This is a genomic window from Pseudomonas sp. MPB26 (assembly GCF_046605355.1).
Taxonomy (GTDB): domain Bacteria; phylum Pseudomonadota; class Gammaproteobacteria; order Pseudomonadales; family Pseudomonadaceae; genus Aquipseudomonas; species Aquipseudomonas cedrina.
Genome location: NZ_CP176793.1, coordinates 1,978,718 through 1,994,296, shown reverse-complemented (window position 1 = coordinate 1,994,296; position 15,579 = coordinate 1,978,718). Strand labels below are relative to the sequence as shown.

Below are 15,579 nucleotides of genomic sequence, written 5' to 3'. Positions count from 1 at the left end.
TATCAGGCGGCAATCTCAACATAGCTGGATTCCCCACCTCCGGATGCACCCAACGTCCAACCCCATACAAAGCTGAGCGTGATTCGTCCGGCTTGATCAAGGCCTACCACGCCTCGCGACCAGCCTGCGAGCAGCTCACCGCCTTGCGTCAGGCATTGAAAAAGCAGCTCGATATTATCGGGACCCGTCACACGACCGACTTGCGTACCCAGGCGAATCCGACCGCCTTGGTAGGTACTGGTGATGGCATCGCCATCGACCTGGTAATGAAACACCGTGTCCACACCGGAGAGGCCTTGAGTATTGTTTGCGACCGCAAACCGACGGTCGTTCAATCTTTCGCTGATCTGGAAGGAGGGAGATTGCATTGGGGCGCTTCCTTGCGTTGAACCGTTCCTGGAGACCCGGCGTGATCCCACGGAATAAAGTCTGTCGGATCGAGCCCAGCAATTACGGGAGTTAGCCGATGGGTTTATCACAAATAAAGTCTGTCGCAACACCATTTTTATGAGGTGTTGTCGTTCGACCTACTAAATAAAGTCTGTCGGAAGCATGCAAGCTATTGATTTAAGATAGTTTTTATATCTAAAACAGCAAATTCGCCGAGCGCAAGCACAATGGAGCTCCGACGATCGAGAATCCCTCGTGGCGTCGGGTGTCCGATGGAGCACTCCTTCCGAAAGCAACGCACCTTTTATAGCGCACCGCCAACACGGTCCGGGTGAACACATTTCAGGTCATATGAGAGGTACGCCAAGGCTGGGTTAGGAACGTTCCAGTTACTTCCGCTGATGGGACAGATGCGATCATCTACTGGAGAGGAATCACATCGAATGTTGATCACCCTCAATTCCGTAATCGAACAGCAGTCATCTTAGCCCTTTGCTGCTCCCTGACCACAGCCTGCTGATCTATTCGAGTCTGGATTTGGGTGTAGAGCTGAGCCCGCTCGTTGTCGCGGTCGGCTACCGTAACCACCAGCGAATACTGTTCCTTTTCTACGGCAGTGGGATTCCAGTCACGATCCTGCCTGACTACGACCACAAACCACTTTTCACCAGGTTTTCCTTGTTTAAACGTCCAGCGAGAAGACTGAACAGTACCGTGGTTTCTCATCACCGCGACTGCTTCACTGGTTCGAGCTACCGCTTCCGACAGTGTTCCAAGTGCCTTTTTGGTTTCAACATCCGCAACATCTGCTGCTGTCCTGCGAATGTCCTCCATGACTTGCCCAGCATGCTCCGAAATCATCCCCGGATACTTGCTAAACAGCGTGCCATAGGACTGCAACGTCACCAGTATGAGCCAGAGCGAATCGTTGTCTCGAATGTTGAGCGCGTTTTTAACACGATACATCGCCTCGATTTCCTTCTCTGACGGTTGCCGACCTAGCAACTTGGCGAACCACTCAAGCGATTCATTTTCGTGCGTAACTGATTCAGTGAGCTCTGCGCTTTGCAAAAATCGTCGAACGCACCCAACGCGTTCCTCCCACTTTCTTTATCTTCAATGCACATCCACAGGGCTTTGAGCTTGCGTTTGGCGAATTGGCTCATGACGCTTCACCTGCGGAGATGCGCGCCTTTATGGCGGGCCACACGGGTGAGGCTTGCAGTTCGCGGATCTGCCGCAGGTGATCAGGCTCGGGCACCAGGTGCTGCCAGCGCTGCTGTTCCAGCGCCATTTGATCTTCGCCGCGCAGCTCGTCCTCGATGACGGCGCCGTGTCCGGTACCAGAACCCATCGGATGAGGTGTACTGATACAGCGGCAGCAGCGGCACTTGGTGCGTGCACCACAAGTGCACAGCACGGCCAGGCCAATGCCCTGCCGTTGCTGTGCAGGATCGATTTCGAGCATGTTGATGTACAGGCGATAGTCTAAAGGATTGATACCGTAATCGACGTGGCCCACGCGCTGGCCACCGACCTCGATGTCATCCAGGTAGTCGGTACCGGGAAACACAAAGCTGCCCCGGCCCTGCACTGGTGCAATAAAATCAAGAAATTTAGGTAGTCAAACTTGAAAGTAGAAAAAAAAAGGCTACGATGATTTATGAATTAATAAAGATTTAATTTCAGGGATTGAAGGAAAATAATATATGAAAAACTTAGAACCAAGTAAAGCTATAAGCCTTAACTCATCATCCATGAAAGTATACGTAGTAAACTGTGGATATTCAGCCAGATTATTCTTGGACAGTCATGTAGACGATTATAACGACAGAATTGCTGAAGCAGATGAAGGTGCGTCAGATGATGAACGATATGCTTGGACGATTACAGAAATAGAAACTGACTCAAATGGACGGAAAATCTATTCTTTGCAAAACAGCTCTTATTCGAAGGGCTTCCTATTCAAAGGGTCACCCAAAGATGGCGACGATTACAAAGTGTATGGTCATAACACAGACTCAATAGACTCTTCAAAAGGTAATAGATACAAATTTTATATGGACGAAGTTGGTCAAAACCCTGTCAGATACTCCATTAAATCTATTGACGGGTATACATTGTTTGCGGGAGTTCATAAAGATGGATACAGTGATCATCAAGTATATGCGCGCTCAGGTCATCAGTCTGATGATCGTTTCAAATGGTATATATTTCCAGTTTGAAAGATTTTTCTGCAAACAAAATAAGCAGGTGCAGGATTAATTAGGTTTTCAATATGCCCTCATGTGTCGATATATAAAGGTTACGAAGGGTGGCAAAATGAATAAGCCAATAGATAGCAATAGCAAAACAATTACAGACGAAAAAAGTGACATAGCTTTCATGGATCCGATAGTCGTTAAACTATTCAACTTGACTACGTGTACTTTATTTTTTGCTAGCGAAGATCTCACTAATGATACTGGGCGTTTTAAGCCTTTTCCTCCTGGACGAATAGAAATAAATACCGTTAATGGCCCGGGTGTGAGTTGGGCGTTAATGCAAGATGATGGAATGGATTATGGTGCCGACGCTGTCATTCGCTACGTTGTTGAGGATGGAAACTGGGGGGGCACGAATGTCAAGGACGACACAGTGAGTTCTATTTGTATCACTATGCGACAGTGGTCAACCCTTGGAGATGTAATTGTTATTAAAATAAACAATAATACGGATGGCGTTATGTATGCTGCACAGCTTACCAAAAAATCTGATCTCGAATATCACATTGATATAACCGAAAATGATGAGCAAGATGACGATGACGACTGAGTAACTTTTTGTTTATATAATGGTTTAGGGATTGAGTATATGTCAACCGACCCTCAGCTTTCAGAGCTACAAGATTCGTACACGGAAATCGCTGCAAGCGTTCTCCCATTATTTATTAACCTCACCACCTTAGGTTATATAACTACAAATGTCAGTGATTGGCTGATCCCTAACAAATGGCCTGAAAACAGAATCTATTTCAGGAAATATAAAGAATGCATGGTCGAATTGAAAAAAATATCAGAATCGAACTATAAGACATTTTTCGATAATTTATCCAGTTTTGATAGAAGCTTTATGTCCAAATGGACTAATTTTTCAAATGCAATGAAAGACGTTAAAAAATGCATGACCGATCTTAACCCGGTTCCGCCTGTAGTGGCTAAGGTCTCGAGATATGTGGCCGTTATGAAAGCGCTTGATCTAGCACGGGAGCGCCTTAGAGAATTGTTCAATTATCTATTTAAAAGTACACATGAATATAAATCATTAGCCAATAAACTATCTACTGATATAGATAGGCTGATAGTTAAGATAGATGAAACAAAAAAAACACTTGAAGAGTCGGCAGACAGGCCCTTCAGGGAATACAAAGAAACCCTTGACAAGTTGCACTCGGCCGCTGCAGGTTCGGAAAAGAATGTTGCAAGAGCTCAGTTTAAACTAGTAGTATCTTCAGGCAAAACGATCGCCATGGCTGTGACTGGGGTAATTTCCACAAGCCTATTTCCGCCATCGTATGCGCCCTTTACAGTCGGCACAATTAATGCGATTGGCGATGTAGTTGTTGATAGTTATGATTACAACGCCGCTCTTAAGGAAAACACCGATAATTTGGGCGCTTTAAGGAGGTTTCGTAATAGCAAGAATATAGCATCATATGTAATATATGACTCTTTCAGCTCACTTAGGATAAGTCTGGCCGTGCCGAATGTTTCTTTGAAAAATAGCATAGACAGTTTTGATAATTTTCTCACGGTGTTCAATAACGCTATTAATGCTGTTGATAAAGATATAGTAAAAATTAAAGCGTTGCTCTCAACGTCTGAATTCACAAATAATAAATACACTGATTTTCTTGTGCTCTACGGCTATATATCTCAGTTTGCCATTGTGAACTCCCTTTACGACTTTCTTAAAAGAAGTGGTGATGATAAACATACCCTAGGTAACTTTACTGTATTGGAGCCAAAGGAAATTTCGAGTTGATTATCTAGTAATGCTTGTTATTTCCTAATTTTCATGGAAGCCAGTGCTCCAAAATGTACTCGGCTGCGCCTTGGCCAGCGACTTGCCAAACACCATTGGTCGAGTTGCGCGACCTGCTGGCAGACCTGCCGGCGCTGCCGGCAGGAGCGCGCCGTTTTCATTGAGCGGCGTGAGCTTGCCGGACATGATCCGCACCCAGCTGGACAATCTAGAGGTAACTTCAGCTCTGCCAAATGCGCGCTAAAGACTCAGATTGTGGAGAGTGAACGAAAGATTGAGCTATGGAACGCGGAATGGATGATCGTTGCCGGGCGATCGGTTTGCACCAGCTGCATGAAAGCCAAGTGCTGGAAGACTGCGAAAGCACCTTTCTCCACGCCGATACCTGTCCAGCAGATCCTACGGAATAAGTCTGTCGGATCGAGCCCAGCAATTCCGGGGGCTAGTCAGTGGGCTAATCAGAAATAAAGTCTGTCGCAACGACATTTTTTGAGGTTTTGGAGCCAGACCAACTAAATAAAGTCTGTCGGGAGCATGCAAGCTATTGATTAATAACCATTACTCTAAAAAACCAGAAAATGTGCCGAGCGCAAGCACAATGGCGGTACGACGGCCGAGAATGCCTCACGCCGTTGAGTGGCTTGACCGATTCAATCTGAGCGCGCGCGAGGGTTTTCAGAGAAAAACTTATCACGGTCAGCCAGATACCGATTTTCAAACTCATAGATTTTTCCCGTGAGTTCGAAACTCGTTGATAAACCTTGTGACCTTGCTCACTCCGCCACACTGGGGGAGTGGGTTGCCCGGTTTTCCATTGTGTCTGTGACTGTCGGCAGCCGACTCAGTGAATCGGCTCTCGACAGGTCCGCTAATCGGGCCTGCGACAACTATTCTTTGATCAACGCACCGTGATCAATACCGGCCGTCCCGGTGCCTCTTCTTATTCAGCCAAACGTTCGACGGCTGGGCTGGGTGCAGCTGAGTGACTTTTTCTAGGACTCAGGGGTGTTCTTTCAACCTAATAAAGGCGTCCAAATTTGGCATGACATTCGCGTCGAGGTGATCCTGCATTCGCTGGCTCAGATGGTGCTCATTGGGAATATCAATGCCCTGTTGGCTCGCCCATCCCCGCAAAATGCCCAGGAATACCATGCTGACGATGTGACCATCCTCCATGTACTGGAGCAGGAAGGCCTTTAGCCTCCCTCGTCCTTCCTCGGAATGCAGGTCAAAACCGCCCGGCACATCATGTAGCCGATGCGCAATGATGTTGCGATGCTGGAGGAAGCGCTCCAACTTGTCGTCGAAGGTGGGATGCAGATCAGCCCGCTCCCTCAGCGCTTTGAGCAGTCGTCCCAAAGTGGCTTTTGAGTGTCGCTCAAACAGGAACTGAAGCTGTTCCACAGTTTGAAGTGGCTCGCCGTGTAAAGGAAAAGTAACGCAACTGCTCAACAGGTGCTCAACACCCTGCCCGGCGATCATCGCAAGACCCAGTGTCTTCAACACATCGTCCTGTATAGGCTTGTAGCCTGATTGCGCTTCATCTTTCATAATCCGAGATACCCTTAGGGATCCGCAATGGTTTAATGACCTGCGCTGTTCAAGCCGGCCCCACGTTTGAGGGCGGGGCTTTGGTGCACTTGATGCGATTTTGCCTAGCTGCGTGAAAGCTTTTTTGTAATGAAGTAACCAGTCGTTTTTTCCGACGTCTTGTGCTGGCAGCATGGACACTCGATGTCTGCGTTATCTGGCTTACAGGGCTGCCCACCGCCTATCTCGACAACCTCAAACTTCTCGCTACATTTTTCACATTTATCGGTTCGCATACCTTTCCTACTCTCCACCAAGCCAAGTCCAGTATGACAATCCAAGCTCCATCGTGGCCCTCTCCCCACCTGGCACGCCTCGCGCTTTAAGCCTGGATACCTCTTCTTCGATCCAGCGCATAAGTGCCGCACGGCCTTGCGGGCATTCGCCGTAGCCTTCTTCCAAAGCAGCAGCAATTCCTTGAAGCTGATCGCTATTCATCGCTCTTTCCTTAAACAGTTTGCTGGTCGCCAAGAACAGCGTTCAGTGTGCCCGCCAGGGCTTCACCAGCCTCTCAGTGAGGGTGCAGGACCGGCAAACCGGTCGCCGCACTCACATCCGTAGTTACGCTCGGTTCCTTCGAGTGGCTTAGCCAAGGCTCCGCACTTGTAGTCAACGAACAAGCCAACGGCCCTCCAAACATCTCGCTGCCAACTAGTTATGCGCGAACGGCCCATATCAAGAAAATACTCAAGCAATAACGGACTAGTCGTTGAAAGGGTTTCATTTGGTGGCAAACCCAAGCGACCTCGCTAAAAGGCCCCGCCTGACGTCAGGGCCGTTAATCGGTTAAACACCGCGCTCAGATTTGCCGTTCGCATTTGTCCACTGAAGATCAAAAGCGAGCCGGCGCCATTTAGGGTGTAGCTGAGTCGCGCGGCTTCGGCGTCAGAACTATCGCGCCGCCGATCACTTCAATGGTCAGTACGTCGCCGATGCTCAATCCTAAACTGGCGAGTAGGTCCGGCGGCATGTCAATGATGACGTCGCCACTTTCATCCGCAGGATCTTGGCATTTCACTGTCCAGCGTTGGGCTTCGGTCATGACGTTACTCGCACCTTGGTCTGGCTGGCATGACTCATTATGCTCCCGTAGCAAGGCATTGATCTAATCCCGCATAGCCTGAATATGGTCAACATCTTCACGCCAGGGAGCCTCTTCTTCTGCATTGAGATCTCTAAGCATGTTAGGAACCTCAACAAGTGCAGTGCTAGTCAATAACTCCCTTGGATGGCAAAAGTCAGCATCCGGCACTAGGTTTGCACCGGCCCGATGATAAGCCTGCGCGACCAATCGCGAGCAGAACTGCCTCCGACCGGCCACAAAACCAGCCAACACGCTGTTGGCGGCGCCGATCTTGGTGTATCGAGTACCAACCGCAGCCCTGGCGGAAGTGATAACAGAGTGCAGTCGGTCAGTAGTCAGGAGCACAGCCGGCCGAAGAACGTGCCCAGCACAGCCTGGCTCAAGTATCAGCAGCTCGAGATTGCGTGCATGAACACCGTCACCAGTAGAATCGATCACACTCGACCTCCCCACACAAATCATAGCGTGAGAGATGTCCGCGCCAATGGCCTTACGGATCGTTTTGCTCATGGGCTCGGGCGTGGCTGTCAGTACAATATCGCCGAGCTGGATGAGGTCGGAGACGAACACCCGAGGCCTCAGTTCCAATTCATGCATCTCGCCTTCCATATTGAATATTGCTCCTGTGCAGCTACTGAACGATGGATATTGGCGACCGATCCGAAATGTTCAAACTGAATAGGCATTCAAGCAGGTAGATACCGGGCTGTCCCGATGATGGTGAGAGATTTCGCTCCTCGGGTCATCGCGACGTACAAATCCTTCGCATCAAGCGAGTCGGCATCAAGAATGACGGCGTGATCATACTCAAGGCCCTTGACCAGCAATGTGGTTCCAATCAGCTTACGATGGCTGATCGGCCGCCCCGAGTGCCTCATCTCGCGCTGGTAAAGAATACCAGCCTCCACGAGCGTCGTAGCTTGGCCATCAACATGAATCTTGAGCACGTTCAAGAAACGATAGAGTAAGTCACGGCGATAGGCTGATGTTTCAGGGTTGCTCTTCAAGGTTTGGAAGAATGCCTTGAGATAGCTGCTCGACGGGTCAGACAAATAGTCATTCGCGGCTTGGAGCACCAGTGGGTACCTCGTTGTCTTGCGAAGGTTGGTAACCTCACCCCGCTTGGTGCCTGCCGTTAGCGTGCGAGTTACACCTGTGAAGCACTTCGTTGCGAACTTCAGGGCGAGGAGAAAGCCCGCCTGAGCGGTCTTTGCAGCCGCAAGCTTTTTGATGAACGAATGCAGATCCTTCCCTTCGATTTCCTCGATTGAGGAAAAGCGGCCCGCCAAGCGGTTGGCCAAACGGTGAGTTTTGTTCTTGGACTGTTGATCACCGCCATGGAGTGCAATGACGCTCTCATCATGATTTAACAGGCCACAAAGCGCCGTGAACTGTTTAGCGGCGAGATAGTCAGGCTGGGTGTAGGCGCGAATTACGCTCGGTGGAAGATGGGCTGACAGATCAATCTTTTGGCCTAGCTCGATCTTTCGCCTCGCACCTTTGAGCCATTCGCCCAGTTCCGGACTCTTCGCGTTGACCCACCGCCAGGGGATCTCCAGCTGTCCCAAGCAATCAAATTTGGGATAGACGCTGGCTTCCCAATCAACGAGCTTGCCATCGTCAAAATCAAATATGGCTTGGAGGGGGTCTCCCAAGAGTCGGCTTGGGAGAAACTCTGCCAGGTTGCAGACCAGATCATGCTGCACGTCTGAGCAGTCCTGGTACTCGTCGATGTAGAGACCTATATAGCTGGAAGACACGGCCTCACGAATGAATCTCTTCCCGAGCAAACGGGAGCAGCACTCATACAACTTATTCCACTGCTTGCTGGTCGGGTTTTCAATTTTCCACCCAGATGCCTTCGGGTACGCCAGACAGAGTCGAAGTGCCCAGCTAGCGATCGTATCGACCTGGAACTGGGAAGCGCGAACGCCCAAGTCCACCATTTTGGTTTTTATGGAATTCACGCCGGCAAAAGTGTGCGTCAGGATAAGCTGTCGGCCACCGGAAGCTCGCACCGCCATTGCGATGAGATGAGTCTTTCCAAACCCCGCTGGCGCGATTACATAGCCCTTGGAGGTACAGTCGTTGAGCTTGATTGCGAGGTCTTCAGACACGCTTGGCCCACTCCCAAAGCCTTCCCAACTCTACGGCGAGATTTGTTTTACCGAACACGGCATCGTTGAAAGCGGCGCTCACTGCCTTGAACCACAGGTCGCCTCTAGTGGTGTCCTTGAACCACCCCGCGCTCTTTGCTGCAGCACCGATTGCAGTACGCAGCTTGGGACTATCCCGCCACTCGCTGATGTCAGGGTCCAACACGTCCTGATGCTGCGATCGCACTTGATCGCATACCGAGTAGAAGAGCTCGACTTGGGCAAGCGTCAAACTGGCAAGTACGGAAGCCCAGGGAAGATCTGCAAAAGCCCGTTCCTCAAGCGAAAGTTTATCGCTCCAGACGTAGGTGGGAATTCCTAACGCCACAAGCCCAGCAGCATCAGCGGCTGAGAACTGCTTCTCGGCATCGCCATCAGCTAGCACCGACACGTCATAGCCAAGCTTTTTGAAGGCAATGGCCATGCCCTTCACTTTGCTGGCTCCCTTGGCGTCCAGCAACGCCACACCGTGATACGACAATGGGTCTTGCCCATTCTCGAGTTGGTGATCGTCAAAGCCCCTTATGAAACCTACCTCGGTAGCGCCTTCACACACGACGACCTTTTTGGCCAAGAATGCTTCAGCGCTGGAGCGAATCTTCCCCTGAACCTCATGCTCTTCGAGGCCCTTCTCAGCAGCAGAGACGATCGTCACAACCCCGCCCTTGCTGTGGACGATATGAAGGTCCTGCACCGTGAGTTCGCGAAGCACCATCGGCGAATGAGTGGTTAGGAAATACTGCCCACGCTTGTCCTCCCTGATGTGCTTGATGAGACGCGTAATGCGATGGGGCTCGAGGCCGAACTCCAACTCATCGAACAACGTGATATGGCCTTCCTCCAGACCCGCTTTCTGGATTCCACACTGAAGCATTCGGCGAGATCCCAGACCTAACTGGCGTAACGGGATTTCGCCGTCATGCAGGGAAAGACCGCCAACTTTCAGGTTGATGGACGCCAAGTCGAGGTGGGCCTTATAGGCATCAAGTACAGGGACACCCAAGAGCTTCGCAATCTCTTGTGATTTGGTTGCTGCATTGTCGAAGTTTGTCAGGGTGACAGCCCGGTCGACATCGAGCGAACTCCTCGCAGTCCTCGATGCATTGGCCAATAGCTCGCTCAAGCTCTGCGCCGCGGTCAGCTTGGCAAGAGCAGTTCCGTTTGCCCAGGAAAGCTCTCGTTCACTAAATACTCCGATGAGGCCCACGCCGACCTTGTTTCTGTCTGCCTGCTTGAACGGCACTCCGTCAGGATTGCGATCGCACACGACTGTCCACTTCGGCTCCAGGTCCTTTTCGACGGTAAGCCGGGCGGTCAATACGCTTTCAAAGTGATCATCTGGCTCGTCATGAAGCTTCTGAGCTGCAGCATCCCAGCCCCGTAGGTGAAGCCCGTACTTATTGAGTGCACAGAAGTCAGCTGCCAAATGCCCGATTGTGATCTCAATGACAATGGGATCAGCGATTTTACATTGGTAAAAATCTGAGTCGCTGAGAGCAAGATTCCACTGGGGATGGAACGTGTACCGGATGGCTTCTAGGATTGTGGATTTTGAGGAGTCGCCCTTGCCTATAAGGCAAAGAATGTCGGCTGTTGGTACGTTCCAATCAAGCGCTTTCACCCCTCGAAAGTTCTTGATCACGATCTTTCTGATTTTCACCGACCGGTATCCTCTGAACGTCATCTATGAGTGAGGCGAAATCCATTTGTAGCGCCTCGCCTGGCTCTCAAGGAAAGCTGGAGGAGTGGCCATTCGCCTTACCCATCATAGATGACATCCAGCGAGCCGGGGAACTCGCCGTACGCATGCGTCGAAGATCGCATTACCCCGAAGGCTTAGGGATACCTACTGGAGAGGAATCACAGCGAATGTCGATCACTCTCAATTCTGCAATCGAACAGCAGTCATCTTGGCCTTTTGCTGCTCCCTGACCACAGCCTGCTCATTTATCCGGGTCTGGATTTGGGTGTAGAGCTGAGCCCGCTCGTTGTCGCGGTCGGCCACCGTAACCACCAGAGAATACTGTTCCTTTTCTGCGGCCGAGGGATTCCAGTCACGATCCTGCCTGACCACGACCACAAACCACTTCTCTCCGGGTTTCCCTTGTTTGAACGTCCAGCGAGAAGACTGAACCGTGCCATGGTTTCTCATTTGGGCGGGAATGTCGCGATTTGTGTCCCTGGCTTCTTTGAGTACCTCCGTCTTCTTTTTCATCTCCTGGCTAAAGTGTTTCTGTACCTCCTCCAGCGAGGTGCCCGTGACCAAGCGGTAATAAATTTGGGTAGCCAGATACTCAATCCGGGTAGTCCGGACTACTGGCGAGTAAGCCAGTGTTATTGAAAGCTCTCGGGTCCCTCGAGCGGAGCGCAAATAGTCCTCCGGCAACGGCAGTTCGAAGAACTGGCATCCGTCGTTCTCAATGGTTTCCTCTGACATCAACACCACGACGTTATCGGAAGACCTAAAAAGATCAGCCTCACTCACCACACCATAGCCGGCCACATCCCTTTCTACGTCGCGGTTCCAGGTGGCTTTCGCCTTCTTGTAGCTCTTTCGAAACTCCTCCGAAAACGTCGAGGTGACCGCATCCGGCAGATAAGCCTGATTCACCAGCATTGCTCGAAGCATATTCGCAGACGCCGTCGGGTAAGCGTTCAGCAGGCGCCCGGCTAGGTGAGTGATGTACGGCGCCGCCAAGCTGGTCCCGCTTATTTCCTTGAAAACCGTATTCCCCGTCCACTGGTGGTTGAGCGTTAACACGCCCAAACCTCGCATGTGCGGCGCCCATTGTGCGTTTGCTTGCCTCATAGGGCTGGCGAGATTGCCGCCGGCCGCAACGAGCTCGGGCTTGATCGCCCCTTTTACCGACGGGCCGTGCCGAGTGAAGGGAGATGGTTGGTTTTCCGATGCAGGTGAAAGATGGTAAATCTCCGGATACTTCTGGCTGTCAATCGTAGAGTTGTGTCGGGAGATGCTCCCCACCGTCAACACCATCATTGCAGGTGCGGGGTCGATGATGGCGCTCTGGGCAGCGATTAGGTACTCCGGGTACTCGCCGCGCCAACTGTTGGTTGGGACTGGTGGGCTTTCGGAGCCACAGAAATTGCCCGTAGAGACTACGAACAAGATGTTGTACCGCCGGGAAAGGACATCCAGGATATAGGCTAGCCCTCTGACATGAGCACCATCGTAGGGAGCATTATTGTTGCCCAGCGAGAGGTTGAAGATCCGGCATCCGAGTTCGACGAAATGCTCTACAGCCTTCGTCAGCGATACCTCGAGAGTGAGTTCGTCGTAGACCGCATTACCTGTATGCGGACATTTCTTCATGACTTTTCCATTGAAGAGCCAGAACTCCGGCTTCCAGAAATTCGAGTTGTTACAACCCTCAACGTCGCCATACAGGGCAACGCCGGCCACAGCGGTGCCGTGACCTGCTTCATCTGCATCCCCCTCCTCATCGACAAACGAGGCGCTCTCAGCCATTGCAGGCTTCAGGAGGGGATGATTCCCGTTAATGCCGCTGTCTAGAATGCAAACGCGGGCTGCGTCATTAGGGGGTGGCGGGATGTTGAGAGGCAACTCATTGATGTCTCGGTTCAGCTGTTGAATGCTAATGCCAGTAGCTGGGATGAGATCCACCAGACGAACATCGCGCTGGTTGAGCAGCAACTGAGCTTGCTCGGGGGTGACCTCGACCCGGTACATGAGCAAGCTGTCCAGATTGATTCTGTCGAGCTTCTTGATGTGCTCGGCGGCTAGCCAGGTCTCGAAAGAGGTTGTGAGCTGAACACGACTTGGGTGATGCGCGACCTGAATAGGCCACAATTCGACATCGAGCTTGAAGGTGAGGGTGTCTGGCAAGCCTATATTCTTAAGAGCCCAACTCTTCCGATCTTCTGCGGACCAGGCATCTACACCTGCAATAGCCTCGAGAATCTGGCGATGGGTCAAGTTGGCATCCATGACACCCAGCTTTTGCAGATGGGCGGTAAATTTTGCCAAACCCTCTTCGCTCGCGAACACTACGCAGAGTTGCTTGCCTTCTTGGCTGATAAACTCCAACCCATGCGTATTCAGGTTGGCGAAGGTCAATGCGCCCTCGTATTCCAGCTTTAAAACATAAGGGGATTTGTCTGAAGAGCCAATTTGCTTCTTGGCCAGCCCCTCCGCTGTGGCGAAGTAACCGTTGAGCTTTTGACCGTGACCAAGCCGATCTTCGCGGGTGACGAAGTGAGGGGGGCTTTTGGTCCGACGCGAGTTATCCAGAACTTCACGTGTAATACTCAGATGCTTGTAGGTTGCCACAGCTTCTTCCTTGAAAATTTATGTTTTAGGACTTTCTGAGGTCCTCCCGCACAAGAGCGCTTTTAAGCTCCTTGATGGTCAGAAACTCTTGCTCTCGCAGGATCATCCGTTTGGCGGCGCGGCGAATAACCCGCTCGATATCCGCGCCGCTCTTACCTTTAAACTCCTTCAATACTTCTTTGTCGTCAATCTCGAATTGACGACGGATCCCTCGCAGTTTCAGCAACAAGATCTCCTTCAACTGCTTTTCATCCGGAAGCGGAAACTCGATCGACTCATCGAATCGCCGCCAAATGGCAGAGTCTAAGATCTTCTCATGGTTGGTAGCCGCCAGGATCAAACTAAGACCTTCGTATGAGTCCATCATCTGAAGGACCGCGTTCACAACACGTCTTAGTTCGCCATGGTCGCCACTATCACCACGTTCTTTACCGATGGCATCGAACTCATCGAAGAGAACAACAAACGGATGTTGGGCAATAAAATCGAAGACCTTACGAAGGTTGGCTGCCGTTTCGCCCAAGAACGAGGACATCAATGCATCCAAGCGGACGATAGCTAAAGGTCGATCAAGCTCGAAGGCCACGACCTCTGCAGCAAGCGTCTTTCCGCAGCCGGGTGGGCCGAAGAAAATCACCTTGCCAGCGGGCTTCATGCCGTAGCTGCGCAGCACATCAGCACGCCGGTTCTCCTCAAGGATCTCCTCCAATGCAGCGGAACTGCTGGGGGGAAGTATCACTTCATCAAGAGACCGCTTTGGAGTTCTTATATCGAGCAGTGGTAAACCACGCTCCTTGTCTACGGGAACGTCGTAGTGAGCTCGTGGCGTATTACTGGATGCCTTGAGATTCAAATCGCTGCCGTAGAGGATCTGCTCCAGATCGTTAGCCAGAAGATGATGCTGCTTCTGCCGCTCCTCCTCGATAACCGCTTTAGAGGCAAGACGAAACGCATCGGCATCGCCAGCGGTACCTGCTCGGAACAGCTGACGGAGAATTTTTCCATTTGCCATAATTACCACCTTCTAAGTTATTGATTAATAAACTTATATAGACTTCGACAACCCTGTCACGACTACATAATTTCCAATAACTTGTCTCGCATTTTGATTTTCATAATCAGGCACTCCATTCCCAATTCAACATCTGTACACACACGTGCTAACACTTTGGAGCCGGGCAGCTGGCATGGCGGCGTAGCCTAGTTCATGTTGGAGTGGTCTTAAATGGCCCCTCCCGAAATTCCGCCGAGCTGCAACCTGTCACCCCACCTCTCGACCGATTGCAAGAGCCATCCAAGATGGCAGGAGCGACCGCACCGAGCTCAACGCCTGCCAGTCGATGGGAGTCAGCTGTTTACGCAGCCTTTCCATCACCTCACCTATACGCCGCTCTCCCAACCAAGCCAAGGCTCGAATTACAGCACCGGCAGTCGTGGAGCCAAGCGCTAGCATCCAGCGAGGGGCGTGTCTTATCTCCGCCGTTGCATCGCCCACTTTAAGCGCCCGAGTACGCCCATTGCTGAGAAAAACGTTCCCATCTAGGGCTTGCGCCGACAGACCCAGCATCTTTGCAGAGCGCGCCCCATCAAGGACGATCTCTTCCTGATTCTTCGAAGCCAGGGCGCTAACAACCTTATCCATCGAAGGCGTTGCTTGTTTACCCAGGTCTGTAATGGCGGCTAGGTAAAGCCCACGAGCCGCGCGAATGAGCTGCCCAGCCTTCGCCAATCTTGAAAGCGCCTGATCTACAGCAGCCCGGCTCCCCAAGTGTAGAAACTCTTTGGGACTCAGTAAGCCACCCTCAGGCAGACGCTTGCTGTGGTCTAGGATCGATTCAGGAAGGGTCTTCATAGGCTTAGGCTGCTCTTACCACTTTAATGTCAGAAGTATGAGTCTATATCTGACATCGGTCAAATAATGATCATGCTTAGCCGCGAGTAGTCTCCAGGCCATTGGGACCCACTTGCGTCTGTGTATTGGCGCTTACCCTGTTTAACCCAAAAGCTGACGTAACTTTTGTAAAGAT

The 15,579-nt window shown here is 51.2% G+C and carries 16 protein-coding genes; 3 read left to right on the top strand and 13 right to left on the bottom strand.

Annotated elements, in window-relative coordinates; genetic code table 11:
* Positions 1 to 2: 2 nt before the first annotated feature.
* The 3 genes from ACLH0H_RS09170 to ACLH0H_RS09160 all read right to left on the bottom strand — a co-directional run bounded on the left by ACLH0H_RS09170 (position 3) and on the right by ACLH0H_RS09160 (position 1,963).
* Positions 3 to 368: a hypothetical protein gene (locus tag ACLH0H_RS09170; protein WP_411381777.1), complete on the bottom strand. Its 366-nt coding sequence runs from the start codon at positions 366 to 368 to the stop codon at positions 3 to 5.
* 478 nt (positions 369 to 846) lie between these two features.
* Entirely contained in the window at positions 847 to 1,356 is a 510-nt protein-coding gene (locus ACLH0H_RS09165; RefSeq protein ID WP_411381776.1) for a hypothetical protein, read from the bottom strand.
* A gap of 196 nt (positions 1,357 to 1,552) precedes the next feature.
* Positions 1,553 to 1,963 carry a GNAT family N-acetyltransferase gene (locus tag ACLH0H_RS09160; protein ID WP_411381775.1) on the bottom strand — a complete coding sequence of 137 codons (411 nt, stop codon included), beginning with the start codon at positions 1,961 to 1,963 and terminating at the stop codon, positions 1,553 to 1,555.
* A 136-nt stretch (positions 1,964 to 2,099) separates the two neighbouring features.
* Between ACLH0H_RS09160 and ACLH0H_RS09155 the strand changes: the two genes are divergently transcribed.
* The 3 genes from ACLH0H_RS09155 to ACLH0H_RS09145 all read left to right on the top strand — a co-directional run bounded on the left by ACLH0H_RS09155 (position 2,100) and on the right by ACLH0H_RS09145 (position 4,413).
* Positions 2,100 to 2,615: a hypothetical protein gene (locus ACLH0H_RS09155; protein WP_411381774.1), complete on the top strand. Its 516-nt coding sequence runs from the start codon at positions 2,100 to 2,102 to the stop codon at positions 2,613 to 2,615.
* Between the two features lie 97 nt (positions 2,616 to 2,712).
* Positions 2,713 to 3,204 carry a hypothetical protein gene (locus tag ACLH0H_RS09150; RefSeq protein ID WP_411381773.1) on the top strand — a complete coding sequence of 164 codons (492 nt, stop codon included), beginning with the start codon at positions 2,713 to 2,715 and terminating at the stop codon, positions 3,202 to 3,204.
* 39 nt (positions 3,205 to 3,243) lie between these two features.
* On the top strand, positions 3,244 to 4,413 hold the full coding sequence (locus tag ACLH0H_RS09145) for a hypothetical protein (RefSeq protein ID WP_411381772.1): 1,170 nt from the start codon (positions 3,244 to 3,246) through the stop codon (positions 4,411 to 4,413).
* Between the two features lie 24 nt (positions 4,414 to 4,437).
* Here ACLH0H_RS09145 and ACLH0H_RS09140 read toward each other — a convergent pair whose 3' ends face one another.
* From ACLH0H_RS09140 to ACLH0H_RS09095, 10 genes are all read right to left on the bottom strand, one after another.
* On the bottom strand, positions 4,438 to 4,599 hold the full coding sequence (locus ACLH0H_RS09140) for a hypothetical protein (protein ID WP_411381771.1): 162 nt from the start codon (positions 4,597 to 4,599) through the stop codon (positions 4,438 to 4,440).
* A gap of 813 nt (positions 4,600 to 5,412) precedes the next feature.
* On the bottom strand, positions 5,413 to 5,964 hold the full coding sequence (locus tag ACLH0H_RS09135; RefSeq protein ID WP_411381770.1) for a hypothetical protein: 552 nt from the start codon (positions 5,962 to 5,964) through the stop codon (positions 5,413 to 5,415).
* 282 nt (positions 5,965 to 6,246) lie between these two features.
* Positions 6,247 to 6,441, bottom strand: a complete 195-nt coding sequence (locus ACLH0H_RS09130) for a hypothetical protein (protein WP_411381769.1) — start codon at positions 6,439 to 6,441, stop codon at positions 6,247 to 6,249.
* Between the two features lie 415 nt (positions 6,442 to 6,856).
* Positions 6,857 to 7,045 (bottom strand): AbrB/MazE/SpoVT family DNA-binding domain-containing protein, encoded by a 189-nt coding sequence (locus ACLH0H_RS09125; RefSeq protein ID WP_411381768.1) that lies wholly within the window; start codon positions 7,043 to 7,045, stop codon positions 6,857 to 6,859.
* Positions 7,046 to 7,108: 63 nt separating this feature from the next.
* Complete coding sequence (locus ACLH0H_RS09120) at positions 7,109 to 7,696, bottom strand: YiiX/YebB-like N1pC/P60 family cysteine hydrolase (RefSeq protein ID WP_411381767.1); 588 nt, start codon at positions 7,694 to 7,696, stop codon at positions 7,109 to 7,111.
* A gap of 77 nt (positions 7,697 to 7,773) precedes the next feature.
* Positions 7,774 to 9,204 (bottom strand): UvrD-helicase domain-containing protein, encoded by a 1,431-nt coding sequence (locus tag ACLH0H_RS09115; RefSeq protein ID WP_411381766.1) that lies wholly within the window; start codon positions 9,202 to 9,204, stop codon positions 7,774 to 7,776.
* On the bottom strand, positions 9,197 to 10,903 hold the full coding sequence (locus ACLH0H_RS09110; RefSeq protein WP_411381765.1) for an ATP-dependent nuclease: 1,707 nt from the start codon (positions 10,901 to 10,903) through the stop codon (positions 9,197 to 9,199). Before ACLH0H_RS09110 ends, ACLH0H_RS09115 begins: the two co-directional genes overlap by 8 nt.
* 222 nt (positions 10,904 to 11,125) lie before the next feature.
* Positions 11,126 to 13,552: a S8 family peptidase gene (locus ACLH0H_RS09105; RefSeq protein ID WP_330208073.1), complete on the bottom strand. Its 2,427-nt coding sequence runs from the start codon at positions 13,550 to 13,552 to the stop codon at positions 11,126 to 11,128.
* 25 nt (positions 13,553 to 13,577) lie between these two features.
* Positions 13,578 to 14,564 (bottom strand): AAA family ATPase, encoded by a 987-nt coding sequence (locus tag ACLH0H_RS09100; RefSeq protein WP_046070202.1) that lies wholly within the window; start codon positions 14,562 to 14,564, stop codon positions 13,578 to 13,580.
* 249 nt (positions 14,565 to 14,813) lie between these two features.
* On the bottom strand, positions 14,814 to 15,404 hold the full coding sequence (locus ACLH0H_RS09095) for a DUF6088 family protein (RefSeq protein WP_411381764.1): 591 nt from the start codon (positions 15,402 to 15,404) through the stop codon (positions 14,814 to 14,816).
* Positions 15,405 to 15,579: the final 175 nt, after the last annotated feature.